The organism is Micromonospora sp. CA-248089 (assembly GCF_050948515.1).
Lineage (GTDB): Bacteria > Actinomycetota > Actinomycetes > Mycobacteriales > Micromonosporaceae > Micromonospora.
In genome coordinates, this window is sequence record NZ_CP192016.1 from 353,188 (window position 1) to 377,685 (window position 24,498).

The following is a 24,498-nucleotide window of genomic DNA, read 5'->3' on the forward strand; positions in this document are numbered from 1 at the left end:
GGGGGCCGTCCCGTACCAAGATCTCCGAGGTTCCCGTCTCTCCCCTCGATCTTGCAGATTCGGCCCCGGCGAAAGGTGCGTATGTGACGTCGCGCGGGCTGCAAGTGCAAGATCGGCGAGGCGGGGCGGGGCGAGGAGGGGACGGCGGGGTGGGGTGGGGTCAGCGGAGGGTGGAGATGGAGAAGAGGGCACCGGACGGGTCGCGCAGGGCGGCGCTGCGGCCGGCTGGGTTGTCGCGGGGCGGGACGAGGATGGTGCCGCCCAGCTCGGCGGCCCGGGCCGCGGCGGCGTCGGCGTCCTCCACTGCGAAGTAGACCGCCCAGTACGCGGGCAGGTCCTCCGGCAGCGGCTCGGCCCAAGGCAGCATGCCCGCGACGATGCGGGCGCCGCAGCGCCACCCGGTGTACGCGACCGGCCCGACCGGGCGCTCCTCCGGGTGCCACCCGAAGACCAGCGCGTAGAACTCCTTCGCGCCGTCCGGGTCGGGGGTGACCAGCTCGTTCCAGCACATCGCGCCCGGCGCGTTGTAGAGCTCCGCCCCGCGCATCGCCATCGGCTGCCAGACGCTGAACACCGCGCCGGCCGGGTCGGCGAGCACCGCCATGCGGCCCTGCCGCGCGACGTCGAACGGGGAGACGACCACCTGCCCGCCGGCCGCCTCGACCCGGGTCGCGACCAGGTCGGCGTCGTCGGTCGCCACGTACGTGGACCAGACCGGCACCTGGTCCGGCGTACCGGGTGGCCCGGCCCCGGCGACCGCCTTGCCGCCCTTGCGGAACACGGTGTAGCCGCCCGCGTCCGGCTCGGGGGAGATCTCCCCGGTCCAGCCGAACAGCTCGGGGTAGAACCGTCGTGCGTCGTCCAGACCGGGCGTGGCCAGGTCGGTCCAGCAGGGTGTGCCGGGCTCGACGCCGTTCACGGTGACCCCTCTCGCCGGGGGCGGCTCCGCTCGCCCGCCCTGTCGGCATCGTGGCACCGCCCGGTCGGCCGCCGGGCCGGAACCGGACAAAAGGTCAGCTGAAGCGGCGTCCCTCGTCCCGCCGGTACGCCCAGCCGGCCGCCGCGGCGAGCACCAGCACCCAGACGACGAGCATCACCAGCGCCCGGGTGTCCGGCGTGAAGTCGGTGACCGCCGCCCAGAGCAGTTCCACGGCGCCCCGGGTCGGCAGGTAGGGGGCGATGGCCTTGATGAAGCCGGGCGCGTCGTCCGGCCCGGAGAGCAGGCCACCGCCGAACGCGAGCGGGAAGAAGATCACCTGTGCCACCACGATCGCCGCCTTGCTCGGCAGCGAGTAGCCGATCGTCAGGCCGAGCAGCGTGAACGGCACCGAGATCACGGCCACCGCGCCGAGCCCGAGCAGGAACTGGACCGCGCCGACCCGGGCCTCGGTGGCGACCGCCGCGATCACCACCACCGGGATCATCGACACGTACGTCAGCACCAGCCCGGCCAGGATCCGCCCGGCCAGCCGCGGCGCCGGTCCGGCCGGCAGGGTCCGGGTGTACGGGTTCCAGGGCTGGTCGCGGTCCTCGGCGACGCCCACTCCGTACTGGAAGATGTTGGCGCTCATCACCGCGAACGTCACCATGGCGGCGGTGGCGTAGGTGGCGCCGGTCGGATCGTCGCCGGCGAACGGCACCACGAAGAAGAGCATCGCGGCGGCGGGGAAGAACGCGCTGCCGACCACCGCCACCGGGATCCGGATGACCTCCAGGAGCTGGTAGCGGGCGTGGACGAGGGCGAGCGGCACGGCGGTCTCCTAGGCGGCTGTGGGCGCGGGCCGGTCTTCGGCCGTGATGGCGAGGAACGCCTCCTCCAGCGAGGTGGGCCGGACCTCCAGGTCGCGGAAGGCCACCCCGGCGGTGACCAGGTCGCGGACGAGCTGGTCGGCGTCGGTGGTGAGCAGGTGCACCCGCCCGTCGGTGCGTTCGGTGGCGACCACGCCCGGCAGCGCCGGCAGGTCGTCGGCGACCAGGCTGACCCGGCGTACGCCGACGATCCCGCGGATCGCGGCCACCGAGTCGTCGGCCAGCACCCGCCCGTGACCGATCACCACCACCCGCTGCGCGAGCGCCTCCACCTCCTCCAGGTAGTGGCTGCTCAGCAGCACGGTGCCGCCGTCGGCGTGGAAGTCGCGGATCGCGTCCCAGAGGGCGTGCCGCGCCTCCACGTCGAGGCCGGTGGTCGGCTCGTCGAGCACCACCAGCCGGGGACGGCCGACGAACGCCAGCGCCACGGCCAGCCGGCGACGCTGGCCGCCGGAGAGACCACCGGTCTGCCGGCGTACCTGGTCGGCGAGGCCGAACCGGTCGAGCAGCTCGCCCCGGGGCACCGGGTCGGGGAAGTGCGCGGAGACGAAGTCGACCACCTCGCCGACCCGCAGCGTGCCGGGCAGGCCGGTCTCCTGCGGGGTGACACCGAGCTGCCGCCGGCTCGCCGGGTCGCGCGGGTCGCCGCCGCACAGCTCGACCCGGCCGGTGGTCGGGCGGCGCAGCCCGACCAGCAGGTTGATCAGCGTGCTCTTGCCGGCGCCGTTCGGCCCGAGCAGGCCGACCAGCTCGCCGGCCCGGACGGTGAGGTCGACCCGGTCCAGCGCCAGCACCTCGCCGTAGCGGCGGCTGACCTGTTCGGCGCGGGTCAGGATCATCGGTCTTCTCCTCGGGCGGAGGGGGCTGTGCCTTCCCTGTCTACCGTGCCCGTGCCAGTCGCGGTGTCCCCTGCCCGGCTGCGCGCATCCCCTAGTCTGGTGGCGCCGTCGACGACGGTGGAAGTTCCAACCGGACACTGGGGAGGGTCCGTGACCAGTCCGAGCAGGAATCTCGACGTCCAGCCGGAGGCGCTGAGGGCGTTCGCCCTCGCCTCCCGGGACCGGTCCTCCCGGTTCCGTGAGCTGGAGCGGACGTTCCGCGACGGCCACGTGGCCCGGCACTCCTTCGGCGTGATGCCCGCGTCGTTCAGCCTTGCCGCCGCGTACGAGCAGCAGTTCGAGGCGTGCCTGCAGGGGCTGGCGGACGGCGCCGAGACCATGCTGACCATCGCCGCCGGTCTGATGGAGACCGCCGCCGCGTACGACGACACGGACTCGGCGAACGACACCATGTTCACCGCGGGTGGCTGAGGGAGCGGGGATGAGCACCGAGGCGCTCCAGCGCAACAAGACCTACTTCGAGCAGATCGTGTCGGGTACGCCCGACCCGTTCAAGCCGCTGTCGAACGCGGTGCTGTGGCCGTTCGAGCAGCTCCTGGAACTGGTCGCCGGTGAGCCGGACGACCTGATGCGGGCGGCCCAGCTCGCGATGACCACCGGGGAGGCGGTCCGGCAGATCGCCGGTGACCAGATCGCCGACCGGGCGCGGCTGCGCGGCGCCTGGGACGGCGACGCGGCGGAGAAGTTCCACGCCTCGATGCAGTCCATCGAGGAGGCGATGGACGATCTGGCCAAGGGGCTGGACGGCACCAAGGAGGTGCTCGTCGACTCCGCGAACGCGTCGGTGGACGCGTTCAACCTGCTGGTCGAGCTGATCCTGGAGTTCCTGCTCTGGTTCCTGACCGAGGTCATCATCGCCGCGGTGGCGGCGGCGCTGAGCGCCGGCGTGAGCCTGGCCGCCACAGTGGTGCGGGTGCTGGCCCGGCTCGCCACCACCGTCGGCCGCATGGTCAAGATCGTGGCGCGGTTCGCAGAGATCCTCACGAAGCTCGCCACCAAGCTCCAGAAGGTCGCCAACCTGCTCGACCACTACGCCAAGGTGGTGATGGAGCTGCGCCGGGCCAAGAAGGCGTACAGCGCGTTCAGCAAGTCCGGCTACACGAAGGCGGCGCTCGCCTTCAAGGTCGAACGCGCCGCCGTGCTCTTCCCGGGCAAGTTCGTCATCAACCAGGCGTCCCCGGTGAACATCCCCGGCATCGGCGGCGCCCTGCTCGACACCGGAATGGGCCTGCACGACGTCTCCGACGGGCGCAAGGACCGCAACTACCTGACGGACGGCACGTACCGCGACGACCTCGGCCCGTACACCAAGGGCGTGCAGAACGTGTTCGACTCGATCGTGAACTGAGAGGCAGCAATGACGTTCCCGGCCCTGGACCGGATCGAGGCGCTCGCCCGCAACCTGGACGGGTGGCAGCGCGAACTCGGCGCGCGGATGGCCGAGCTGGAGCAGAGCAGCGCCGAGGGGGTGAGCGACTCCGGCCTGGTCACCGTCGTGGCCGCCGCCGACGGCAAGATCCTCTCCACCGACATCAACGCGCGGGCCATGCGCTTCGACTCGTACACGCTCGCCGAGGAGATCACCTCGGCGGCGAACCGGGCGCAGGAGGCCGCCGCGGCCCGGGTACGCGAGATCGTCGGCGAGGTGATGGGCAACGCCCCCGCCGCGGAGCGCCCCGCCGACGACGGCTACGGCCACGACCGATACTGAGCCGATGGACGAGACCAGATACCGCGACCGGATCGGCCTGCTCGTCGAGCCGGGCGAGCGCGTCCTGGCCCACGCCAAGGCCGACGTCGGCCAGGGACTAGCTCCGGCGCCACCGCCCGAGCCGGAGTCCACCACCGACCCGGGCCGGCGGACCGTCGGCTCGGTGCTGCTCAACGTGCTGCTGCCACTGGCCACCTGGGACCGTGGGGACCGCCTCGTCGACGCGATCGGCTGGGGGATCGCCGGGCGCGGTGCCCCAGGCTCGGCCGCCTCGCGCCTGCACCGCGCGCTCCGTCCGCCCCGGCCCGACCTGCAGGTCCGGGAGACGCTGCTCGCGGTCACCGACCGGCGGCTGGTCGTCTGCCGTACCGGCGGGGTGAAGCTGCTGGCCGGGCGCGAGGCCGAGGAACGTGCGTTGGCCGAGACCGCAGTGGCCTGGTCGGCCGCGCGCGCGGAGATCGCCTCCGCGCGGGTGGGGTGGCACCGGCTCAACCCGAAGCGGCTGCGGATCGACTTCACCGACGGCTCCTGGCTGTCGTTCACCGTGCCGATCGCCGAGTCCGGCCGCCCGCTGCGCGACGTCGCCACCGCACTGTCCGCCTGACCGGGCCGCCGGTGTCACCGGTGGCCGGTCCGCTCCCGTCAGGCGGCCAGCGGCGCGGGCAGCGGCTCGCGGTGCAGCACGGCCAGGCGGGAGACCGCCCGGGTCAGCACCACGTAGAGGCGGTGCAGCCCGCGCGGCTCGGCGGCCACGATCGCGGCCGGCTCGACGACCACCACGTGGTCGTACTCCAGGCCCTTCACCAGCGTCGCCGGGACCACCGTGACGCGCGCCGCGGCCTCGACGTCGTCGGCGGTCGCGGTCTCGACACCCGCGTCGGCGAGCGCCGCGCGGAGCCGGTCCACCGCGTCGTCGGCGGCGATCACACCGACCGAGCCGTCGTGGGCAAGCGCCGCCCGCACCTCGGCCACCGTCGCGGCCGTCAGGTCCTTGGCGGTACGCACATCCAGCGCGCCGTCGTGGCGAAGCGAGCGGGCCGGGGGTACGTCGACGGCGAGCGCCGGCAGCAGCCGGTTCGCGAACGCCACCACGGCGGCCGGAACCCGGAAGCCCACACTCAGCGGCACCACGGCGGCGTCCGGCTTGCCCAGGTGGGCCAGGGACTCCCGCCAGTCGGTGGCCGCCCACGGCGCGGTGCCCTGCGCCAGGTCGCCGAGCAGCGTGATCGAGCCGTGCTCACTGCGCCGGGCGATGGCCCGGCACTGCATCGGGGACAGGTCCTGCGCCTCGTCGACCACCACGTGCCCGAAGCCGGCGGGCCGTTCCAGCAGCCCGGCCACCTCGTCGATGAGCACCGCGTCGGCGGCGGTCCACCGGGTCGCCTTCGCGGTGCGCGCGACCTTGCCGGACCGGAACAGCTCCTGCTCCTCGGGCGTGAGCAGGCCGTCCGCGGCGGCGGCGAGCGCGTCGGCGTCGGTGCGCAGCCGGTGCAGCAGCCCGTCCGCGGTGAGCGCCGGCCAGACCGCGTCGAGCAGGTCGGTGACCGGCTTGATCCGGCTCATCCGGCGCAGCCAGGCGTCGCTCGGTGACTCCGCCCGGCGGGCCTCGGCCTGGCGTTGCAGCAGCCCCACCACCCGCGCCCGGACCCGTTCCCGGCCGGTGGCGTAGGGCAGACCTTCCCGGCGGGTCTCGGTGACCAGCCGGTGCAGCGGGTCGAGCCCGATCCGCCACCGGTACGAGCCGTCCGACACCATGATCGGCTCGGTGGGCGTACCGATGTGGGCGTCGACCGCCCGGCGCAGCACCTCGGCCATCCGGACGTCGTGCTTGAGCGCGGCGGCGGCCGGATCGTCGACCGCGCGGACCGGTACCCGCGCGACCAGGTCCTCCACCGTGGCCTGCTCGACCTCGACCTCACCGAGCGCCGGCAGCACCGCCGCGATGTACGACAGGAAAGCCCGGTTCGGTCCGACGATCAGCACGCCCGAGCGGCGCAGCCGTTCCCGGTGCAGATAGAGCAGGTACGCGGCGCGGTGCAGCCCGACCGCCGTCTTCCCGGTGCCGGGAGCGCCCTGGACGCAGATCGAGTCGGCCAGGTCGGCCCGGACCAGCTCGTCCTGTTCGGGCTGGATGGTGGCGACGATGTCCCGCATCGGGCCGACGCGGGGGCGCTCGATCTCGGCGGTGAGGATGCGGCTGGCGGTGCCGAGTTCCTCCCCCCGGTCCAGGTGCTCGTCCTCGAAGCTGGTCAGCGTCCCGGCGCTGAACCCGAACCGGCGGCGTACCGCGACACCCTGCGGGTCGCGCGCGCTGGCCCGGTAGAACGACCGGGAGACCGGCGCCCGCCAGTCCAGCACCAGCGGCTCGCCCAGCTCGTCGGTGACGTGCCGCCGCCCGACGTGGTACTCCCGGCCGGCATGGTCCGGGTCTGCCTCCCCGAAGTCCAGGCGCCCGAAGAACAGCGGGGTGGTCGGATCGTCGGCCAGCTCCTTGACCCGCCGGGCCATGTGCCGGCCGAGCTGCTCGGCGGTGTACGAGTCGCCGGCCACCTTGTCGCCGGTGGCGAAGAGCGACTCGGCGCGTTCCCGCATCCGGGTCAGCGCGGCGCGGGAGGCGGTGAGGTGGGCACGCTCGGCGGCGAGTTCGGCGTCGAGGCCGGGTGTGGCGTCAAGGTCGGTTGCGGGCACTGTGAACTCCGATGGCTCAACTGAGGCTCGCTCGCGTATCCGGGGCGGTTGGCCTGCTCCCGGCGCGGGGACGTCCGCTGCGGTGCATGCTCACCGCGGCCGTCGGGCGGCCCTCCACGCTACGGGAGCGCCGGCCGGTCGCGCCAACCAATTTCCTGGTGGCTGCCGTTTCGCTCGACCCGCCTCCGCCTTAAGAATATTATTAAGTCCGGAGGTGCGGGGGATGGAGTGGGAGATCCTGATGACCGGGCAGGTGGAGGAGTTCCTCGACCAGCTCTACGTTCTCGACCGCGAATCCCACCGCCTCGTCAACCAGGCCATCCTGGTGCTCGAACGCAACGGGCCGACCGAAGGGCGGCCTCTCGTCGACAGCATCACCGCATCGCGTCTGAGCAATCTCAAGGAGCTGCGGCCCCCGTCGGCGGGGCGGACCGAGATCAGGGTTCTGTTCGTCTTCGATCCATGGCGCTCGGCGGTGCTGCTGGTCGCCGGTGACAAGTCCGGGCAGTGGGCACGGTGGTATCGCGAAGCCATTCCGGAGGCGGAGCAGCTGTACGACACGTACCTCAAGGAACGGCAGGAGGAGAACCGATGAGCGGGGTCAAGCGCTGGCGTGACACCACCAACCTGGACCGGGCTATCGACACGGCCGGCGGCCCGCGTGCGTTCGAGGCCGAGGTCGGGGCGATGCTCGATCACGCCCGCGGGTGGCGGCTCGCTGAATTGCGCAAGCGGCGGGAGATGACCCAGGAGCAGGTGGCATCGAGAATGGGTGTCTCGGTCGCCCGGGTGTCGCAGATCGAGTCGGGCAACGTGGCGACCCAGGAGGTGCTCGCGCGCTACATCGGCGCGCTCGGCGGCACCCTCAAGCTGATCGCCGACTTCGGCGACGAGCAGCTCAAGGTTGCCTGAATCCGATGGGTTCACCACTGGATCCCGGCGTCTGTGGACGCGGGATCATTGAGGCATGACCGAGGCGCTTCCCGGCAGGAGCCGGGTGACGATCAGCGACCCGCAGGTGATGCGGGCGCTCGCTCACCCGGCGCGCATGGCGATCATGGAACATCTCGGCACGCTGGAGGGCGGTGCGACGGCGACCGAGTGCGCCGAGATCGCCGGGCTGTCGCCGAGCGCGACCAGCTACCACCTGCGCGAGCTGGCGAAGTTCGGGCTGGTCCGGCAGGCGCCCGGCCGGGGTGACGCCCGGGAGCGGGTCTGGCAGGCGGTGAATCCGTCGTACCACGTCGAGGTGGGACCGGACGCCGACCCGGAGGCGCATGCCGCCGAGGCGGCCCTGGTCGAGGCGCACATGGTCCGGGACGCCCAGCGGGTCCGGGAGTGGCTGCGCCGGGCGCCGGACGAGCCGCCGGAGTGGTACGCGGCGACCTGGTTCAGCGACAGCGTGCTGCTCATGACCGCCGAGGAGTTGACGGAGCTGAACCAGGCGATCCAGGCGCTGATGGAGCCGTACCGGCGACGGACCCGGACCGATCCACCGGCCGGAGCCCGGCCGGTGGCGACGCAGTATCGGGCGATGCCGCTCGATTGACGGGGTTGCGCACGGCAGTTGTGAAGGATTACTTTCGAAGTATGTCCTTCACAACTGCTGCGTCGCGCTGGCCGGACGTCTGGCTCGCGGCCACCGCGCGCGGCGTCTCCAGTTGCGGGAACTTCCTGGTCACCAGCGCCCTTACCCTTGCGCTCCAGTCCGCCGGGGCCGGTGGGCTCGCGGTCTCCGGGCTGCTGCTCGCCGCGACACTGCCGCTCGTGGCGCTCGCCCCGCTGACCGGCCGCCTCGCCGACCGGGTGGACAGCCGGGTGCTGCTGATCGCCGCCGGGGCCGGCCAGGGTGCGACATGCGTGGCGCTCGCGTACGCCACGGATCCGGTGCTGGTGATCGCACTTGTGGCGCTGCTCGCGACCGGGCTCGCGGTCACCCAGCCGGTGATCGCCGCGCTGGTGCCGGCCATGGTGCTGCCCGAGGACCTGCCCCGTGCCGGTGCGCTTAACCAGACCGCCGGCACGCTGGGCGCACTCGCCGGACCGGCGCTGGCCGGGCTGCTCGTCGGCCAGTTCGGCACCCGCGTACCGCTGCTCCTCGGCGCCCTCAGCTATCTCTCGCTGGTGGCGGCCGGGCTGCTCGTCCGTACCCGCAGGGGAGGCCGCCGGGCGACGGCCGGGACCGCCGCCGTGGTCGCACCCCCGTGGCGGCTGCGCCGCGACCCGCTGCTGACGGTGATGGTCGGCAGCGTGGCCGCGGTGATCGGCGCGGTCGGCGCGGTGAACGTGATCGAGGTCTTCTTCATCCGGGAGACGCTCGGCAGCAGCGCGACCGTGTACGGCCTGGTCACCGGCTCCTGGACGCTCGGCATCGTGCTCGGCGCGTGGCTGTTCGCCCGCGTCGCCCGCCGGCTCGCCGACGACGGCGCGCTGCTCGGTGCCGGGCTGCTGCTCCTCGGCGGCTGCGGTCTGGCGGTGCTGGTCTCGGCGGCGGTGCCCTCGGCCTGGCTGCTCGTGCCCATCTGGCTGCTGGGCGGCGTGGGCAACGGCGGCGACAACGTCTTCAACAACCTGCTGCTGGCACGCCGGGTGCCGGAGGCGGCCCGGGGCCGGGCGTTCGCCGCCTTCGGGGCGGCCGCCCAGGGCGCCGCGATGGGCGGATACCTGATCGGTGGCCTGCTGCTGGAGGTGGCCGGCCCGCGCACGCTCGTCGCCGGATGCGGCGTGGCCGGCCTGCTCGTGGTGGTGGCGCTGGCCTGGCCGGTCCGCCGCGCGGTACGCGCCGAGCGCGCCGCCGCCCGTACGGCCACGCCTGCCGCCGTGGCGCCGGAGCCGGTCTGATCGCCGGTGTCAACAAGGGCCCCTTCCTCTACCGGAGGCGTTAAGAAGGTGCCCTTCCTTCCCGGCGGGAGCGGGGTTCGCCACTTCATCGGCTCCCCCGGCGGCGCGGCGGAAGCCACGGCGATACGGTCGGGTCATGGCCGATCGCATCGCCCGCCCCCGGGTGGGGCACATCCAGTTCCTGAACTGCCTGCCCATCTACTGGGGGCTGATGCGGTCCGGCGCGCTCATCGACGTCGACCTGCACAAGGACTCGCCGGACCGGCTGAGCGCCGATCTGGTCGCCGGTGACCTGGACATCGGCCCGATCACGCTCGTGGAGTTCCTCAAGCACGCCGACGACCTGCTGCTCCTGCCCGACCTGGCGGTAGGCAGCGACGGGCCGGTCCTCTCGGTGAACGTGGTGTCCACCCGCCCGCTGGGCGAGCTGGACGGCGCCCGGGTGGCGCTCGGCTCCACGTCGCGTACCGGGGTGCTGCTGGCCCAGCTGCTGCTCGCCGAGCGGCACGGGGTGCGCCCGGAGTACTTCCGCTGCCCGCCGGACCTGACCCAGATGCTGCTGGAGGCCGACGCCGGAGTGCTCATCGGCGACGTGGCGCTGCGCGCGCTCTACGAGGCGCCGGCCAAGGGTCTCGAGGTGACCGACCTGGGGCAGGCGTGGCACGACTGGACCGGCCTGCCGATGGTGTTCGCCGTCTGGGCGGTACGCCGCGAGTTCGCCGCCGCCCACCCGGGGCTGGTCAAGGAGGTGCACGAGGCGTTCCTGCGCTCGCGCGACCTGTGCCTGGCCGAGCTGGACCAGGTGGCGGAGGCGGCGGCCCGCTGGGAGACGTTCGACGCGGCGACGCTCGCCACGTACTTCCGGGCGCTGGACTTCTCGCTGGGGGAGCGGCAGGTGGCCGGGCTGCGCGAGTTCGCCCGCCGGGCGGCCGCGTACGGGGAGGTGCCGGCGCTGCCGGCCGGCGGACCGGAGTTCTTCCAGGGCTGACCGCGGGCGAGCGAGGGCTGACCGCGCGGGCCGCGCGGAGTCAGGCCGGGCGTGCCCGGGTCAGGTCGCCGGGCGCAGCAGCGCCTTGGTGATCCGTTCGCAGGCGTCCATGCCGTACTCCCAGCCGCCCTCGACGCCGAACGGGGTGCGCAGCATCACGCCCATCGTCCAGGTGTCGCCGATGGCCAGGCAGTTGACGTGGTACTCCTCTTCCTTGTCCCGGTCGATCCACCCGTTCTTGATGGCGATCTTCTTCTGCTGGGCCGCCGGGAACGCCTTGCGGATGCCGAAGTCGCCGGGAGCGCGGACCTGGCGCATCTCGTTGAGCAGCCACTTGGTCCACTTCGGCCCGGCGGCCCGCCCGTCGTCGATGCAGAGCCCGAGGCGGGCGGTGTCCCGAGGGGACAGCTCGGTGCGGCTCCAGCCGCCGTCATCGGCGACCTCGCTGTCGGTCAGCTTGCAGATCGAGATCAGCCGCTCGATCGAGTCCGAACCGCCGACGTTCTTGTAGAACTCCTGGGCCCGGGTGTTGTCGCTGTCCCGGATGATCTTCGTGGCGTCGGCCAGCTTCGCGTCGCTCGGCGTCTTGCCGTCCGCGGCGCTCAGGCGTAGGTAGTCGGCCACCACCCAGGACTTGATCAGGGACGCGGTGGTGCTCGTTTCGCCCATGTTCGCCGAGCCGATGATCTTTCCGGTGCGCTTGTCCAGCACGGACCAGGCGTACCAGCCCTTGATCTTCAGGCTGTCCAGGTTCTTCGCCTGGAACGGCAGCGGGGCGATCGACGGTGAGGGGGCGACGCGGTTCGCGTTGCGGTCGACGGGCTGCCGGGCGGACCGCTCGCTCGTCGGCTCGGGACGCGAGTTCGCGGTCGCCTCCAGCGGCGAACCGGGGATCACGCGCAGGGAGAGGCCGAGAAGGCCGACGAGGACCGCAGCCAGGACGCTGAACGCCAGCGGCCGCCGATAGCTGCCGGGCCGACGCCGGGCACCGGCCATCAGAGCTTCCCGACCGGCTGCTGCGGCACCTTGAGCGCGGCGCCGGGCTGCGGCGTCACGAGCTGGGTGGCGACGGTGGCGCACATCTTCGCACCGTACGGCAGGCCGGCGCGGCCCGGGTACCGCATCATCACGGCGAGACTCCACTTGTCGGTGAACGCCAGGCAGCTGACGTGCCAGTTGCCGTCGTAGGCGAGCTGGGTCCAGCCGTTCTTCATGTGCACCGGGCCCTGCGACTTGATCGTCGCCGGAAGGCCGTCGATGATGCCCCACCGGCCGCCGCCGGACCGGGTGCCCTGCTTGCTGACGCTGCCGGCCACCTTGGTCATCTCGCTGAGCAGCCACTTGGTCCACTTGGGGCCGGCGGCGCGACCGTCGGCGATGCAGTCGCCGAGGCGGACCGCGTCCCGGGGGGACATCTCGGTGAAGCTCCACCAGCCCTTGTAGTCGGGCACGTTGCCGGGCCTGGTGTCGGTCAGACCGCAGATCTGGATGGCCCGCGCGATGACCGGGTCGGGCCGCCCGCCCGGCTGCGGCCGGTAGGAACCTCCCGCCGCCCGGTAGACCGCGTTCGCGCCGTCGTCGTCGCTGTCCCGGATCGCGAGGATCGCCGCCTTCTTCAGACCGGCGCTCGGCTGCCTGTCGCCGAGCTGGCGGAGGTAGTCCGCGACGATCCAGGCCTTGAGCATCGACTCCGTGGAGCTGGTCTGGTTCATGTTCTCGGCGCCGGTGACGGTGCCGGTCTCGCGGTCCATCAGGGCCCAGGAGAAGAACTCGCCCTTGAAGTTCACCGACACCGGGGCGTCGGCGAGCGTCGGGGCCGCCGGCGCGGTCGGTGCCGGCGCCGGGACCTGCTCGCCGCCGCCGAAACCGCCGACGCCGTCTCCGGTGGAGAACTTCGCGTACGCGGCCGGCACCAGCATGACGCCGCCGATGAGGACCGCCACGATGGCGAGCACCATGGTCACGCGAGGTCGCATGAGTGGTGAGCTCCAGATGTCTGGCCGGGGGGACCGGCGCTTCCGCATGGGTTCGGCCCGGTCGCCACTAGGCCGGGGGACGATGGCCTGAACGGTGACGATCATGAAGCCGAACGGTTTGCCGGTCGGAAGTCTACTTCCGGACAGCCTCGATGCCAGGTCTCGACACCCGTGAGTTTGCCGGGTGAGCGGGATATTGAGCCGCTTTGCCATCCTTGGGGGATTTCACCCACTGCGAGTGATCGACATCACAGCTACCAGGGCCGATGTCGGCATGCACATGCCCGGTGACGCGAGGTGTCCCTCGAAACCTGTTACACCCTCTGGTGTCATTCGTGGCGAGCTGTAACACTGGCTGCATGTATGGCAACGACTTCGCCCCGCCGGAGGACGCTCCGGGCGGCGGCCTGCTCGGCGAGGTGGAGGCGGCGGAAGCGGCGCTGCGCGAGGCGGCGGCGCGGGCCCGGCGCGGCGGTGCGGCCCCGGACGAGGACGTCGAGGCGTACTTCGCCGACGTCATCAGCGCGGACCAGAAGATCGAACCCCGCGACTGGATGCCCGAGGCGTACCGCAGGACGCTGATCCGGCAGATCGCGCAGCACGCCCACTCCGAGATCATCGGCATGCAGCCGGAGGGCAACTGGATCAGCCGGGCGCCGTCGCTCAAGCGCAAGGCGATCCTGCTCGCCAAGGTGCAGGACGAGGCCGGTCACGGCCTCTACCTCTACGCGGCCGCCGAGACGCTCGGCATCAGCCGCGACGAGCTGGTGGAGCTGCTGCTCGAGGGGCGGCAGAAGTACAGCTCGATCTTCAACTATCCGACGCTGACCTGGGCCGACGTGGGCGCGATCGGCTGGCTCGTGGACGGCGCGGCGATCGTCAACCAGGTGCCGCTGTGCCGCTGCTCCTACGGCCCGTACGCCCGGGCCATGATCCGGGTCTGCAAGGAGGAATCGTTCCACCAGCGGCAGGGCTACGAGATCCTGCACACGCTGGCGCACGGCACCGAAGCGCAGAAGGCGATGGCCCAGGACGCGGTGGACCGCTGGTGGTATCCGTCACTGGCCATGTTCGGCCCGCCGGACGGCGACTCGACGCACAGCGCCCAGTCCATGGCCTGGAAGATCAAGCGCTTCTCCAACGACGAGCTGCGTCAGCGCTTCGTCGACATGTGCGTCGGCCAGGCGGAGGTGCTCGGCCTGACCCTTCCCGACCCCGACCTGCGCTGGAACGACGAGCGGCAGGCGTACGACTACACCCAGCCCGACTACGACGAGCTGATGCGGGTGATCAAGGGCGACGGGCCGTGCAACAGGGAGCGCATGGCGCACCGGCGCAAGGCGCACGCCGACGGCGCGTGGGTACGGGAGGCCGCCGCGGCGTACGCCGCGAAGCGGGCAGAGCGAAAGGAGCCGGTGGCGGCATGAGCGAACGCACCGAGCGGAGCGAGGGCCGTGAGGGCATGCCCGGCCAGCACGGCATGAGCGAACGCACTGAGCGGAGCGAGGGCCGTGAGGGCATGCCCGGCCAATCCGGCGTGAGCGGCTCGTCCTCTCCCCTGTGGGAGGTCTTCGTGCGGGCCCGCCGTGGCCTGTCGCACACCCACGTCGGCAGCCTGCACGCCCCCGACGCCGAGCTGGCCCTGCGCAACGCCCGGGATCTCTACACCCGCCGCCAGGAGGGCGTCTCCATCTGGGTGGTGCCGGCGAGCGCGATCACCGCGTCCAGCCCGGACGAGAAGGACGCGTTCTTCGACCCGGCCGCCGACAAGGTCTACCGGCACCCCACCTTCTACGAGGTCCCCGAAGGGGCTGCGCATCTATGAGCTTGTTCGACTTCACGCTCGCCATCGGCGACGACGCGCTGATCGCGGCGCAGCGCCTCGGTGAGTGGACCTCCCGCGCTCCCGAGATGGAGGAGGACATCGCGCTCGCCAACATCGCCCTCGACCAGCTCGGCGCGGCGCGCCTGCTGCTCACGTACGCGGGCGAGCTGGAGGGGGCGGGCCGCGACGAGGACGACCTGGCCTACCTGCGCGACGACCGCGAGTTCCGCAACTGCCTGCTGGTCGAGCTGCCCAACGGCGACTTCGGCGTGACCATGGCGAAGCTGTTCTTCCTGGCCGCGTACCAGTCGCCGCTCTACACGACGCTGGCCGGCTGCGCTGACGAACGGCTGGCGGCGGTCGGCGCGAAGGCGCGCAAGGAGTCGGCGTACCACCTGGACCACGCCGCGCTGTGGGTGAAGCGGCTCGGCGACGGCACCGAGGAGTCGCACCGGCGCATGCAGGACGCGGTCGACGAGGTGTGGCCGTACGTCCACGAGCTGTTCACCCCGGATCCGGCGGCGCCGGTCGACCCGTCCACCCTTCGGGCCGACTTCGACGCCACCGTGTCCGCGGTGCTGGACGAGGCGACGCTGACCCGCCCGGAGACGGGCTGGACGCCCGGTGGAGGCCGGGACGGCCTGCACACCGAGCACCTCTCCTATCTGCTCGCCGAGATGCAGGTGCTGCACCGCGCCCACCCCGGAGCAAGCTGGTGAGCGCGAGGAGTGCAGCGGAGCGGAGCCCCGCAGTCGCGAACGGAGGGCGGCGCTGGTGACCGACGCCAGGGCGGCCGCGGCGGCGGTGGTGGACCCGGAGATCCGGGTCATCACCATCGACGAGCTGGGCATCCTGCGCGCGGTCGACGAGGAACCGGACACCGGCCGGGTCGTCGTCACCATCACCCCCACCTACACCGGCTGCCCGGCCATGGACGTGATCCGGGAGGACATCCGCCGTGCGCTGGCCGCCGCCGGGCATCCGGACGCCGAGGTCCGTACCGTCTACCACCCGGCGTGGAGCACCGACTGGATCTCCGACACCGGCCGGGCCAAGCTCGCCGCCGCCGGCATCGCCCCGCCCGCGCCGCGCGGCGACGACACGGTGGTGCCGTTGACGCTGGCCGTCCGCTGCCCGCGCTGCGGATCGCCGGAGACCACGCAGATCAGCCGTTTCGGCTCGACCGCGTGCAAGGCGCTGTGGCGCTGCCGCTCCTGTTCCGAACCCTTCGACCACCTGAAGGCGCTGTGACTGTCACCATCACGCGGCCGGTTCGCCGCCGGCCGGTCTTCCACCCGCTGCCCGTCGCCGCCGTGGACCGGCTCACCGACGACTCGGTGTCGATCACGTTCGCGGTACCGGAGGAGCTGCGCGACACGTTCGCGTTCTCCGCCGGGCAGCACCTCACCGTCCGCCGCCCGGCCGGCGGCGACGGCGAGGAGGTCCGGCGGTCGTACTCGATCTGCTCCACCCCCGACGAGCTGGCCCGGCACGGCCGGCTGCGGGTCGGGGTGCGTGAGGTTCCGGGCGGGGCGTTCTCCGCGTACGCCTGCGGTGCGCTGCGTGGCGGCGACACCGTCGAGGTGCTGCCGCCGCTGGGCCACTTCACCTCCGCGTTCACCCCGGACCGGGCCCGCCGGTACGGCGCGGTGGTCGCCGGTTCCGGCATCACCCCGGTCCTCGGGCTGGCCGCGACCGCGCTGGCGACCGAGCCGCACAGCACGTTCACGCTCGTGTACGGCAACCGCACGGCGAACTCGGTGATGTTCGCCGAGGAGCTGGCCGACCTGAAGGACCGCTACCCGACCCGGCTGCACCTGGTGCACGTGCTGTCCCGCGAGATGGGGGAGTCGGCGCTGCTGTCCGGGCGGATCGACGCCGACCGGCTGACCCGGCTGCTCGACACCGTCGTGCCCGGTGACGAGATCGAGGAGTGGTTCCTCTGCGGCCCGTACGGCATGGTGGTGGACGCGAAGGCGGTGCTCGCGGGTCGTGGCGTGCCGGACGCGGCGGTGCACACCGAGCTGTTCCACGTCGACGCCCCGCCGGAGCCGGTCCGGCGGGAGACCGACCGGCCCGAGGCGGGCACCGAGGTGACGATCCTGCTGGACGGCCGTTCGTCGAGCTTCACGATGGGCCGGGACGAGCGGGTGCTGGACGCGGCCCTGCGGGTGCGCGGCGAGTTGCCGTACGCGTGCAAGGGCGGCGTGTGCTCGACCTGCCGGGCCAAGGTGACGGTCGGCGAGGTGACGATGGCGCGCAACTATGCGCTGGAGCCGGACGAGGTGGCCGCCGGTTACGTGCTGACCTGCCAGTCCAGCCCGGTCACCGACGAGCTGACAGTCGACTACGACGCGTGAGGTGGCCGGTGCCCGTCGGTCAGAACGGCAGCGGCAGCGGCGCCGACGCTTCACGCCCCCGGGCCCGGCGGACGTGGCCGCGCCATCCGGCCAGGAGCGCGAACAGCGTCCAGCCGGCCGCGCCGAGCACGAGCATGCTCCGCTTGCCGGCGACGTCGACCTTCTCGGCGTCGGCCAGCTCCACCTGCCCCTGCGGGTCGGCGAGCACGGTCAGCCGCTGGCCGACCCGGTAGCCGGGAGCGCTGCCCGAGTAGACGAGTGGCTCGTCGAGCGGACCGGAGTCGCCGCGGAGCGCGAACTCGTGCCGCTTGCCGGCCGTCTGCACGTCGGTGATGGTGACCTGCTGGGCGACGCCCCGATCCCGCAGCACCGCCTCGGGGGCGAGCTGCACGCTTCCCACCAGCACGAAGAGGGAAGGCACCACCGACAGGACGGCCAGCCACCAGGCCCGGTGCAGCAGGCGCAGGGCGACGGTGAAGGCGAAGCAACCCACCAGGCCGAGGCAGATCGGCACGGCCTGGGACAGCCCTACCGTCAGGTAGCCGACGAGCGTGTTCACCGCGATCACGGCGAGGCCGAAGCCGACAAGGACGGCGGTCATGGTGAGGGACCAGAGGGCGGAGCGGGCACCGGCCACGCGTACGGGAGTGGATACGACTGACACGCCGAGAGCGTAGGTGGGCGACGCCAGCGCTCCGCTTTCCGGAGTGGCGTTTCGGGTCGACCACCATCCGTGACACGTAGAACGTTGCGTCCTACACTTGGCTCATGGAGCAGATCGCCGTCCGGGAGCTGAACCAGCACACCAGCCGGGTGCTGGCGCGGGTGCGCGCCGGTGAGACGGTCGAGGTGACCGATCGGGGTGAGCCGATCGCCCGTCTCGTCCCGGTGCTGGCCGGCGACGCGCTCCTCGGCCGGTTGGTGGCCGAGGGTCGGGCTACGGCCCCGACCGCAATCGGCCCGGTCCCGATGCCGCCGGTGCTCGGGGATCCCACGGTGGACGCCGCAGCCGCGCTGGTCGAGGCGCGCGACGAGGAGCGCTGGTGATCTACCTCGACTCGGCGGCGGTCATCAAGATGCTGCGGCGGGAGGCGGAGACGCCGGATCTGCTCGGCTGGCTGAATGAGCGCGCCGGCACCGCCCTGGTGTCGTCGGCTCTCGTCGAGGTGGAGGTGCCACGGGCGTTGCGTCGTGCCGCTCCACAGGCGCTGGTGGGTGTCCCCTCGGTGCTGGGACGTCTCTACCGGGTCGAGATCGACGCCACGGTCCGGGCGACAGCGGGCGCGTATCCGGAGCCGATGCTGCGCAGCCTGGACGCCGTCCATCTCGCGACCGCCGAGGTGCTGGCCCGGCAGGCGGCGGCCGAGTTCGTCGCGTTCGTCACGTACGACAAGCGGCTGCTGGAGGCGGCCAGGGCGATCGGGCTGCCGGTGGCCAGTCCGGGCATGCCCTGACCGGGTGGGTCTCTCGTCACCAGGTGAGGAGTGGCGTTTCCCGCCGTCGGGCCCGCGACGTACGCTCGGGGATGTGACGGCGAACCGGGAGATCGACGACATCCTGCAACGCGGCGCGGACGGCGGGCGGATCACGCCCGAGGAGGCGCTGCTGCTCTACACCGACGCGCCCTTCCACGCGCTGGGCGAGGCGGCCGACGCGGTACGGCGGCGCCGCTACCCGGACAACATCGTCACGTACCTGATCGACCGCAACATCAACTACACGAACGTCTGCGTGACGGCGTGCAAGTTCTGCGCGTTCTACCGGGCCCCCAAGCACAAGGAGGGCTGGACCCACCCGACCGAGGAGATCCTGCGCCGCTGCGGCGAGGCGGTCGAGTTGGGCGCCACCCAGGTCATGCTCCAGGGCGGGCACCACCCGGACTACGGCGTCGAGTACTACGAGGAGCTGTTCTCCTCGGTCAAGAAGGCGTACCCGCAGCTCGCGATCCACTCGATCGGCCCGAGCGAGATCCTGCACATGGCGAAGGTCTCCGGCGTGAGCCTGGACGAGGCCATCGCCCGGATCAAGGCCGCCGGCCTGGACTCGATCGCGGGTGCCGGGGCCGAGATGCTGCCGGACCGGCCGCGCAAGGCGATCGCGCCGCTGAAGGAGTCGGGCGCCCGCTGGCTGGAGGTCATGGAGCTGGCGCACCGGCAGGGCCTGGAGTCGACGGCCACCATGATGATGGGCACCGGCGAGACGAACGCCGAGCGCATCGAGCACCTGCGGATGATCCGTGACGTGCAGGACCGCACCGGCGGTTTCCGGGCCTTCATCCCGTGGACGTACCAGCCGGAGAACAACCACCTGAAGGGCCGCACCCAGGCGACCACGCTGGAATACCTACGCCTGGTCGCGGTGGCCCGTCTGTTCTTCGAGACGGTGCCGCACCTGCAGGCGTCCTGGCTGACGACCGGCAAGGACGTCGGGCAGCTCGCGTTGCACATGGGCGTGGACGACCTCGGCTCGATCATGCTGGAGGAGAACGTCATCTCCTCGGCCGGCGCCCGGCACCGCTCCAACCTGCACGAGCTGATCGGCATGATCCGGTCGGCCGACCGGATCCCGGCCCAGCGGGACACGCTCTACAACCGGCTCGCGGTGCACCACACGCCCGCCGACGACCCGAGCGACGACCGGGTGGTCTCGCACTTCTCGTCGATCGCCCTGCCCGGCGGCGGGGCCGGCAAGTCGCTGCCGCTGGTCGAGGTCAACTGAGCGGGTTCGGCCGTTCGGCCGGTCACCGTCCGTCGTGCGGCCGGAGGTCCGCCCGTTTCCGGTGAAGCTTCGGTCAGGGGTCTTCACCTGCGTGATCACCGGCGGCTAGCCTGCCCGCGCGACACCACCGATCCGGGCCGCGAGCAGGCAGGTAACAGGTCGGCGGCGACCCGGTCGAGCACGGCCCGGTGAGCCGACGACGCCCTTACGCTGGCGGCGTCCGTCGGGGACGGTCGTCCTCCATCGGCCCATGAGGGCCGTTCACATAACGCACCGCGGCAAGGGCGGGATGGGTGACCATCCCGCCCTTGCCGTCTGTCGGTATCGACGGGAATTCCCACCGTCGGACGCTGGCGTGGCGACGCGTCGCTCCGGTACCGTCCCTTCGTTCCGTGCATTGATCGGCACGTCCCTACCCCCGGGGGAACAATGACCTTCCGCTACCGGTCCACGCTGGCCAGCGCCGGCGTCGTGGCCCTGCTCTCCACCGCCGGTCTCGGCGCGCTCGCCGGCCCGGCCCAGGCGGCCGACAAGGCCGACCTCCAGCTCATCCCGCTCAGCTACCAGCTCGCCAACGGCGTCAGCGAGGCCAAGGCCAAGCCGTTCAAGTTCCAGGTGAACAACACCGTCGGGACGGTGGACGCGAAGGACGTCCGGGTCACGGTCGAGACGAAGGGCCTCGTGAGGGCCAAGGTCGGTGTGCTGGTCCCGGCCGGCTGCGACATCCGCGGCACCGCCTTCTCCTGCCTGCTGGGCGACCTGCCCGCCGGGACCACTGAGGACTTCGGCATCCCGCTGTTCTCCACCGGCGGCACTGGCGCGGCCGGCACGCTCACGGTCTCGATCAGCGCGGCGAACGGCACCGGCGTGCTGGACACGGTCGACCACGACATCACCGTCACCGACCCCGGTTACGACCTCACCACGTGGGTCCAGGACGTGTACGCCGACGTGGTGGTCGACGGCGACGACGCCGGTGAGTCGGGCCTGCGCCCGGTCCGGCCGGGCCAGACCGCGCCGCTGGACTGGGCCGTGTTCAACGACGGCAGCGAGAACGCCACCGGCGTCAGTTACGGCATCACGCTGCCGGCCGGCGTCACCTTCGCCGAGCTGCCCGAGGGCTGCGTCGAGCAGAACCTGGGCGGGTTCGCCAACGCGTACTGCGAGGACCTGGGCGCGGTGCTCAAGCCCGGCCAGTACTACACCGCCGACGTGCGGGTGACTGTCGGCGCGGACGTGACCGAGAAGCTGCTCCGGCCGGGCTTCGTCTGGGCCGCCGGGCTGGAGGCGGCCTCCGGCACGCCGGAGGAGCGGCCGAAGGCCGCCACCTCGGCACAGCGCCGCGCGTTCTCCGAGGCCGACGACGGTGACAACACCGCCCAGTTCGACGTCTTCGTCGACCAGAGCCCGCAGTCGACGCCGAGCCCGACGCCGACCGCCGGCCCGACCTCGACGCCGACCGCCGAGCCGACTCCGACCGGCAGCGTGACGGCGGTGCCGACCGCCGGTGGCGGTACGGGAGGCGGCACCGGCGACGGCGGCCTGCCGGTGACCGGTATGCAGGTCGGCCTGATCGGCGGCATCGGCGCGGCCGTCCTCGCGGCCGGCGCGGCGCTGATGATGCTGTCCCGCCGCCGCAAGGTGGTGCTCGTCACGCCGGGCGAGGAGCGCGCCGAGGACTGACCGGCGAACCGTTACGCGATCAGGGCGGGGTGGGTGACCACCCCGCCCTCTCGCGTACCCGGGGCGGGACGGGAGCGGCGCGGCTGGCAGAGTGGAGGGGTGAGCCGTACCCCGCAGGGCCAGCGCGCCAGCCTGGACAAGCAGCCGCACGAGGTAGCCGCGATGTTCGACGGTGTCGCGGCCCGCTACGACCTGACCAACACCGTGCTTTCCTTCGGGCAGGACCGGTCGTGGCGGCGTGCCACCCGGGCGGCGCTCGGGCTGCGGCCGGGCGAGCGGGTGCTCGACGTGGGCGCCGGCACCGGCGTCTCGACCGAGGAACTGGCCCATTCCGGGGCGTACGCGGTCGGCGCCGACCTGTCGCTGGGCATGCTGTACGCGGGCAAGCGCACCCGCCCGTCGGTGCCGCTGCTGGCCGGGGACGCGCTGCGGTTGCCGTTCGCCGACGCCAGCTTCGACGCGGTGACCATCTCCTTCGCGCTGCGCAACGTGAACGACACCGCCGCCGCGCTGGCCGAGCTGGCCCGGGTGACCCGGCCGGGCGGGCGGCTGGTGGTCTGCGAGTTCAGCACGCCGGTGAACCCGGCGTTCCGCACCGTCTACCTGTCGTACCTGATGCGGTCGTTGCCGGCCGTCGCCCGCGCGGTGTCGAGCAACCCGGACGCCTACGTCTACCTGGCGGAGTCGATCCGGGCCTGGCCGGACCAGGCGGCGCTGGCCGCCCGGATCGGCGCGGCCGGCTGGGGCCGGGTGGCGTGGCGCAACCTGACCGGCGGCGTCGTGGCGCTGCACCGGGCCGTCCGAAACTGACCGTCCGGCCAGCAAGCGCTGGGCATTTCGTGAATATCCGGTTCTGGTCTACTTTGTCCCGTAGGCTCGCCCCCATGACGGGACCAGACCAGGCCGCCACCGACGACGACGCCGCCGAGCTGATCGCGCAGCTTCGCGAGCTGGCCGGCGCGGATCCCGCCGACGTACGTCAGGTCGTCGCCGAGGTGCTGGCGGCGCTGGACCGGGCGGCCGGTGGCGCGCTGCGCGACCACCTGCCCGAGGCGATCCGCCTCGACGCCGGGCTGGGACCGGCCTCGCCGGCCCGTCCGTGACCGGTTTCGGCGCTCCTACCGGCCCGTTTCCGCGAAGTTAGGCCCCCCTCACCGCGTACTGGTGTAACGGCGGTCATAGACTCCATCCGGATCGGCTTGTGAAGCATTTCACGAGCATGCGGGAGGAGGCGCGGATGACCGCGGTGGAGAACGACGCCGACGTCATCGTCGTGGGCGCCGGTCCCGGAGGATCGGCCACGGCGTACCACCTGGCGCGGCACGGCGTACGCGTGCTGCTGCTGGAGAAGACGGAGTTTCCCCGGGAGAAGGTCTGCGGTGACGGGCTCACGCCCCGGGCCGTGCGGCAGCTCATCCGGATGGGCGTGGACACCTCGCCCGAGGCCGGCTGGCTGCACAACAAGGGCCTGCGGGTGATCGGCGGCGGAGTACGCTTGGAGCTGGACTGGCCCGACCTGGCCAGCTTCCCCAACTACGGCCTGGTGCGCACCCGGCTCGACTTCGACGACCTGCTCGCCCAGCGCGCGGTCGCCGCCGGGGCGAAGCTCCGGACCAGCGTCAACGTCCTCGGGCCGGTGCTGGGCGCCGACGACCGGGTGATCGGCGTGCAGGCCGAGGTCGGCCCGGACAAGGAACCCGCCACGTTCCACGCGCCGCTCGTGGTCGCCGCAGACGGCGTCTCCGGCCGCTTCCCGCTCGCCCTCGGGCTGGCCAAGCGGGAGGACCGCCCGATCGGTGTGGCCGTCCGCCGCTACTACCGCTCGCCCGCCAAGTACGACGACGACTACCTGGAGTCCTGGCTGGAGCTGCGGGCCAAGGGCAGCGACGCGCTGCTGCCCGGCTACGGCTGGATCTTCGGCCTCGGCGACGGCCGGGTGAACGTCGGCCTGGGCGTCCTCAACTCCTCCTCGGCGTTCGGCAAGACGAACTACCGCAAGCTGCTCACCGACTGGCTCGCGAACACCCCCGAGGACTGGGGGATGACCGACGAGGCCAACGCGGAGGGCCCGATCCTCGGCGCCGCACTGCCGATGGGCTTCAACCGGGTCCCGCACTACACCCGCGGCGTGCTGCTGGTCGGCGACTCCGGTGGCATGGTCAACCCGTTCAACGGCGAGGGCATCGCGTACGCGATGGAATCGGGCGAGATGGCCGCGGAGGTCGTGGTGCAGGCCCTGGCCCGCCCGGCCGGCGCGGAGCGGGAGCGGGCGCTGATGGCGTACCCGCAGGAGCTGAAGGCCCGCTTCGGCGGCTACTACCGGCTCGGCGGCGTCTTCGTGAAGCTCATCGGCCGCCCCGAGATCATGCGGATGGCGACCAAGCACGGCATGCCGCACCCGATGCTCATGCGCTTCGTGCTCAAGCTGCTGGCCAACCTGACCGACCCGCGCGGCGGGGACGCGATGGACCGGGTCATCAACGCGATGACGAAGGCGGCCCCGGCCGTGTAGGAGACGACCGACCACGAGCCGGACAGAGATCGACCCCCCGACGACCGAGGTCTCAGGGACGTGAATAGTGTGATTTTGGCCAACCACCGAGGTCAGGGAAGGACGAGCAGGGGACAACGATGACGCTCTCTCCTTATGCACCCATCATCGGGCTGTTCGCCCTCGCTGCGGCGTTCGCGCTGTTCTCCGTGGCCGCTGCCCGACTCGCCGGCCCGCGGCGTCTGAACAAGGCCAAGCTCGAGGCGTACGAGTGTGGCATCGAGCCGAGCCCGCAGCCGGTCGGCGGCGGCCGGTTCCCGATCAAGTTCTACCTGACGGCGATGCTCTTCATCGTCTTCGACATCGAGATCATCTTCCTCTACCCCTGGGCGGTCTCCTTCGACGCCCTGCCGATCTTCGGCTTCGTGGAGATGGTCCTGTTCATCGTCGCGGTCTTCGTCGCGTACGCCTACGTGTGGCGTCGCGGCGGCCTGGACTGGGACTGAGGA

At 72.2% G+C, this 24,498-nt stretch carries 29 protein-coding genes; 22 read left to right on the forward strand and 7 right to left on the reverse strand.

The annotated features are described in order from the left end of the window. Positions 1 to 160 precede the first annotated feature (160 nt). The 3 genes from ACQP26_RS01780 to ACQP26_RS01790 form a co-directional block, all read right to left on the reverse strand. Positions 161 to 919: a VOC family protein gene (locus ACQP26_RS01780; protein ID WP_433494759.1), complete on the reverse strand. Its 759-nt coding sequence runs from the start codon at positions 917 to 919 to the stop codon at positions 161 to 163. Positions 920 to 1,013: 94 nt separating this feature from the next. Beyond that, complete coding sequence (locus ACQP26_RS01785; RefSeq protein ID WP_281579268.1) at positions 1,014 to 1,751, reverse strand: ABC transporter permease; 738 nt, start codon at positions 1,749 to 1,751, stop codon at positions 1,014 to 1,016. Between the two features lie 9 nt (positions 1,752 to 1,760). Continuing rightward, on the reverse strand, positions 1,761 to 2,648 hold the full coding sequence (locus ACQP26_RS01790) for an ABC transporter ATP-binding protein (protein WP_433494760.1): 888 nt from the start codon (positions 2,646 to 2,648) through the stop codon (positions 1,761 to 1,763). Positions 2,649 to 2,798: 150 nt separating this feature from the next. Between ACQP26_RS01790 and ACQP26_RS01795 the strand changes: the two genes are divergently transcribed. Genes ACQP26_RS01795 through ACQP26_RS01810 form a run of 4 tightly spaced genes read left to right on the forward strand, consistent with a single transcriptional unit; the run spans position 2,799 to position 5,023 of the window. After that, complete coding sequence (locus ACQP26_RS01795; RefSeq protein ID WP_433494761.1) at positions 2,799 to 3,119, forward strand: type VII secretion target; 321 nt, start codon at positions 2,799 to 2,801, stop codon at positions 3,117 to 3,119. A gap of 10 nt (positions 3,120 to 3,129) precedes the next feature. Continuing rightward, complete coding sequence (locus tag ACQP26_RS01800; RefSeq protein WP_269702871.1) at positions 3,130 to 4,056, forward strand: WXG100 family type VII secretion target; 927 nt, start codon at positions 3,130 to 3,132, stop codon at positions 4,054 to 4,056. Between the two features lie 9 nt (positions 4,057 to 4,065). Then, complete coding sequence (locus tag ACQP26_RS01805) at positions 4,066 to 4,419, forward strand: YbaB/EbfC family nucleoid-associated protein (RefSeq protein WP_269702870.1); 354 nt, start codon at positions 4,066 to 4,068, stop codon at positions 4,417 to 4,419. A gap of 4 nt (positions 4,420 to 4,423) precedes the next feature. Further along, positions 4,424 to 5,023 (forward strand): hypothetical protein, encoded by a 600-nt coding sequence (locus ACQP26_RS01810; protein ID WP_281579265.1) that lies wholly within the window; start codon positions 4,424 to 4,426, stop codon positions 5,021 to 5,023. Positions 5,024 to 5,061: 38 nt separating this feature from the next. On the opposite strand, the gene ACQP26_RS01815 is transcribed toward ACQP26_RS01810, so the two are convergent. Beyond that, positions 5,062 to 7,107, reverse strand: coding sequence for a HelD family protein (locus ACQP26_RS01815; RefSeq protein WP_281579264.1), 2,046 nt, complete (start codon positions 7,105 to 7,107; stop codon positions 5,062 to 5,064). A gap of 223 nt (positions 7,108 to 7,330) precedes the next feature. Here ACQP26_RS01815 and ACQP26_RS01820 point away from each other — a divergent pair, with 223 nt between their 5' ends. From ACQP26_RS01820 to ACQP26_RS01840, 5 genes are all read left to right on the forward strand, one after another. Beyond that, positions 7,331 to 7,702, forward strand: coding sequence for a type II toxin-antitoxin system RelE/ParE family toxin (locus tag ACQP26_RS01820; protein WP_269702867.1), 372 nt, complete (start codon positions 7,331 to 7,333; stop codon positions 7,700 to 7,702). After that, a complete protein-coding gene (locus ACQP26_RS01825; RefSeq protein ID WP_269702866.1) occupies positions 7,699 to 8,019 on the forward strand; it encodes a helix-turn-helix domain-containing protein in 321 nt (106 codons plus the stop codon). The genes ACQP26_RS01820 and ACQP26_RS01825 overlap by 4 nt, the downstream gene beginning before the upstream one ends. Before the next feature lie 55 nt (positions 8,020 to 8,074). Beyond that, on the forward strand, positions 8,075 to 8,656 hold the full coding sequence (locus ACQP26_RS01830) for an ArsR/SmtB family transcription factor (RefSeq protein ID WP_269702864.1): 582 nt from the start codon (positions 8,075 to 8,077) through the stop codon (positions 8,654 to 8,656). Positions 8,657 to 8,697: 41 nt separating this feature from the next. Further along, a complete protein-coding gene (locus ACQP26_RS01835; RefSeq protein WP_433494762.1) occupies positions 8,698 to 9,948 on the forward strand; it encodes an MFS transporter in 1,251 nt (416 codons plus the stop codon). Between the two features lie 136 nt (positions 9,949 to 10,084). Further along, positions 10,085 to 10,936 (forward strand): menaquinone biosynthetic enzyme MqnA/MqnD family protein, encoded by an 852-nt coding sequence (locus tag ACQP26_RS01840; protein WP_194802049.1) that lies wholly within the window; start codon positions 10,085 to 10,087, stop codon positions 10,934 to 10,936. A gap of 60 nt (positions 10,937 to 10,996) precedes the next feature. Here ACQP26_RS01840 and ACQP26_RS01845 read toward each other — a convergent pair whose 3' ends face one another. Further along, positions 10,997 to 11,932: a hypothetical protein gene (locus tag ACQP26_RS01845; protein ID WP_433494763.1), complete on the reverse strand. Its 936-nt coding sequence runs from the start codon at positions 11,930 to 11,932 to the stop codon at positions 10,997 to 10,999. Next, the gene (locus tag ACQP26_RS01850; protein ID WP_269702860.1) at positions 11,932 to 12,912 is read right to left on the reverse strand and encodes a hypothetical protein; all 981 of its coding nucleotides are present in this window, start codon (positions 12,910 to 12,912) and stop codon (positions 11,932 to 11,934) included. The genes ACQP26_RS01845 and ACQP26_RS01850 overlap by 1 nt, the downstream gene beginning before the upstream one ends. 359 nt (positions 12,913 to 13,271) lie before the next feature. On the opposite strand from ACQP26_RS01850, the gene paaA reads away from it, so the two are divergent. Genes paaA through paaE form a run of 5 tightly spaced genes read left to right on the forward strand, consistent with a single transcriptional unit; the run spans position 13,272 to position 17,097 of the window. Beyond that, on the forward strand, positions 13,272 to 14,339 hold the full coding sequence (gene paaA / locus ACQP26_RS01855; protein WP_433494764.1) for a 1,2-phenylacetyl-CoA epoxidase subunit PaaA: 1,068 nt from the start codon (positions 13,272 to 13,274) through the stop codon (positions 14,337 to 14,339). Between the two features lie 53 nt (positions 14,340 to 14,392). After that, complete coding sequence (paaB, locus tag ACQP26_RS01860; protein ID WP_433496072.1) at positions 14,393 to 14,737, forward strand: 1,2-phenylacetyl-CoA epoxidase subunit PaaB; 345 nt, start codon at positions 14,393 to 14,395, stop codon at positions 14,735 to 14,737. After that, on the forward strand, positions 14,734 to 15,456 hold the full coding sequence (gene paaC / locus ACQP26_RS01865; protein ID WP_433494765.1) for a 1,2-phenylacetyl-CoA epoxidase subunit PaaC: 723 nt from the start codon (positions 14,734 to 14,736) through the stop codon (positions 15,454 to 15,456). The genes paaB and paaC overlap by 4 nt, the downstream gene beginning before the upstream one ends. A 55-nt stretch (positions 15,457 to 15,511) precedes the next feature. Next, on the forward strand, positions 15,512 to 15,988 hold the full coding sequence (gene paaD / locus ACQP26_RS01870; RefSeq protein ID WP_135242884.1) for a 1,2-phenylacetyl-CoA epoxidase subunit PaaD: 477 nt from the start codon (positions 15,512 to 15,514) through the stop codon (positions 15,986 to 15,988). Further along, entirely contained in the window at positions 15,985 to 17,097 is a 1,113-nt protein-coding gene (paaE, locus tag ACQP26_RS01875) for a 1,2-phenylacetyl-CoA epoxidase subunit PaaE (protein WP_433494766.1), read from the forward strand. Before paaD ends, paaE begins: the two co-directional genes overlap by 4 nt. 19 nt (positions 17,098 to 17,116) lie before the next feature. On the opposite strand, the gene ACQP26_RS01880 is transcribed toward paaE, so the two are convergent. Next, positions 17,117 to 17,761: a hypothetical protein gene (locus ACQP26_RS01880; protein ID WP_281579257.1), complete on the reverse strand. Its 645-nt coding sequence runs from the start codon at positions 17,759 to 17,761 to the stop codon at positions 17,117 to 17,119. 104 nt (positions 17,762 to 17,865) lie between these two features. On the opposite strand from ACQP26_RS01880, the gene ACQP26_RS01885 reads away from it, so the two are divergent. The 8 genes from ACQP26_RS01885 to ACQP26_RS01920 all read left to right on the forward strand — a co-directional run bounded on the left by ACQP26_RS01885 (position 17,866) and on the right by ACQP26_RS01920 (position 24,495). Then, positions 17,866 to 18,144: a type II toxin-antitoxin system Phd/YefM family antitoxin gene (locus ACQP26_RS01885; protein ID WP_128137404.1), complete on the forward strand. Its 279-nt coding sequence runs from the start codon at positions 17,866 to 17,868 to the stop codon at positions 18,142 to 18,144. After that, positions 18,141 to 18,551, forward strand: coding sequence for a type II toxin-antitoxin system VapC family toxin (locus tag ACQP26_RS01890; RefSeq protein ID WP_043327321.1), 411 nt, complete (start codon positions 18,141 to 18,143; stop codon positions 18,549 to 18,551). Before ACQP26_RS01885 ends, ACQP26_RS01890 begins: the two co-directional genes overlap by 4 nt. A gap of 73 nt (positions 18,552 to 18,624) precedes the next feature. Then, complete coding sequence (mqnC, locus tag ACQP26_RS01895; protein ID WP_030500766.1) at positions 18,625 to 19,815, forward strand: cyclic dehypoxanthinyl futalosine synthase; 1,191 nt, start codon at positions 18,625 to 18,627, stop codon at positions 19,813 to 19,815. Between the two features lie 429 nt (positions 19,816 to 20,244). Beyond that, complete coding sequence (locus ACQP26_RS01900) at positions 20,245 to 21,498, forward strand: cell wall anchor protein (protein ID WP_433494767.1); 1,254 nt, start codon at positions 20,245 to 20,247, stop codon at positions 21,496 to 21,498. Between the two features lie 162 nt (positions 21,499 to 21,660). Further along, positions 21,661 to 22,308, forward strand: a complete 648-nt coding sequence (locus tag ACQP26_RS01905) for a demethylmenaquinone methyltransferase (protein WP_433496073.1) — start codon at positions 21,661 to 21,663, stop codon at positions 22,306 to 22,308. A gap of 74 nt (positions 22,309 to 22,382) precedes the next feature. After that, on the forward strand, positions 22,383 to 22,601 hold the full coding sequence (locus tag ACQP26_RS01910; RefSeq protein WP_269702843.1) for a hypothetical protein: 219 nt from the start codon (positions 22,383 to 22,385) through the stop codon (positions 22,599 to 22,601). Between the two features lie 134 nt (positions 22,602 to 22,735). Next, complete coding sequence (locus tag ACQP26_RS01915; protein ID WP_433494768.1) at positions 22,736 to 24,010, forward strand: geranylgeranyl reductase family protein; 1,275 nt, start codon at positions 22,736 to 22,738, stop codon at positions 24,008 to 24,010. Positions 24,011 to 24,129: 119 nt separating this feature from the next. Continuing rightward, positions 24,130 to 24,495 (forward strand): NADH-quinone oxidoreductase subunit A, encoded by a 366-nt coding sequence (locus tag ACQP26_RS01920; protein ID WP_013283601.1) that lies wholly within the window; start codon positions 24,130 to 24,132, stop codon positions 24,493 to 24,495. Positions 24,496 to 24,498 lie beyond the last annotated feature (3 nt).

Coding starts and splice junctions, on each gene's coding strand:
- ACQP26_RS01910 (WP_269702843.1), top strand. CDS start 22,383: ATGACGGGACCAGACCAGGCCGCCACCGACGACGACGCCGCCGAGCTG.
- ACQP26_RS01830 (WP_269702864.1), top strand. CDS start 8,075: ATGACCGAGGCGCTTCCCGGCAGGAGCCGGGTGACGATCAGCGACCCG.
- ACQP26_RS01800 (WP_269702871.1), top strand. CDS start 3,130: ATGAGCACCGAGGCGCTCCAGCGCAACAAGACCTACTTCGAGCAGATC.
- paaC (WP_433494765.1), top strand. CDS start 14,734: ATGAGCTTGTTCGACTTCACGCTCGCCATCGGCGACGACGCGCTGATC.
- ACQP26_RS01900 (WP_433494767.1), top strand. CDS start 20,245: ATGACCTTCCGCTACCGGTCCACGCTGGCCAGCGCCGGCGTCGTGGCC.
- ACQP26_RS01885 (WP_128137404.1), top strand. CDS start 17,866: ATGGAGCAGATCGCCGTCCGGGAGCTGAACCAGCACACCAGCCGGGTG.
- ACQP26_RS01915 (WP_433494768.1), top strand. CDS start 22,736: ATGACCGCGGTGGAGAACGACGCCGACGTCATCGTCGTGGGCGCCGGT.
- ACQP26_RS01820 (WP_269702867.1), top strand. CDS start 7,331: ATGGAGTGGGAGATCCTGATGACCGGGCAGGTGGAGGAGTTCCTCGAC.
- ACQP26_RS01825 (WP_269702866.1), top strand. CDS start 7,699: ATGAGCGGGGTCAAGCGCTGGCGTGACACCACCAACCTGGACCGGGCT.
- ACQP26_RS01810 (WP_281579265.1), top strand. CDS start 4,424: ATGGACGAGACCAGATACCGCGACCGGATCGGCCTGCTCGTCGAGCCG.
- ACQP26_RS01805 (WP_269702870.1), top strand. CDS start 4,066: ATGACGTTCCCGGCCCTGGACCGGATCGAGGCGCTCGCCCGCAACCTG.
- ACQP26_RS01850 (WP_269702860.1), bottom strand. CDS start 12,912: ATGCGACCTCGCGTGACCATGGTGCTCGCCATCGTGGCGGTCCTCATC.
- ACQP26_RS01790 (WP_433494760.1), bottom strand. CDS start 2,648: ATGATCCTGACCCGCGCCGAACAGGTCAGCCGCCGCTACGGCGAGGTG.
- ACQP26_RS01840 (WP_194802049.1), top strand. CDS start 10,085: ATGGCCGATCGCATCGCCCGCCCCCGGGTGGGGCACATCCAGTTCCTG.
- ACQP26_RS01845 (WP_433494763.1), bottom strand. CDS start 11,932: ATGGCCGGTGCCCGGCGTCGGCCCGGCAGCTATCGGCGGCCGCTGGCG.
- paaB (WP_433496072.1), top strand. CDS start 14,393: ATGAGCGAACGCACTGAGCGGAGCGAGGGCCGTGAGGGCATGCCCGGC.
- ACQP26_RS01905 (WP_433496073.1), top strand. CDS start 21,661: ATGTTCGACGGTGTCGCGGCCCGCTACGACCTGACCAACACCGTGCTT.
- paaA (WP_433494764.1), top strand. CDS start 13,272: ATGTATGGCAACGACTTCGCCCCGCCGGAGGACGCTCCGGGCGGCGGC.
- ACQP26_RS01835 (WP_433494762.1), top strand. CDS start 8,698: ATGTCCTTCACAACTGCTGCGTCGCGCTGGCCGGACGTCTGGCTCGCG.
- ACQP26_RS01920 (WP_013283601.1), top strand. CDS start 24,130: ATGACGCTCTCTCCTTATGCACCCATCATCGGGCTGTTCGCCCTCGCT.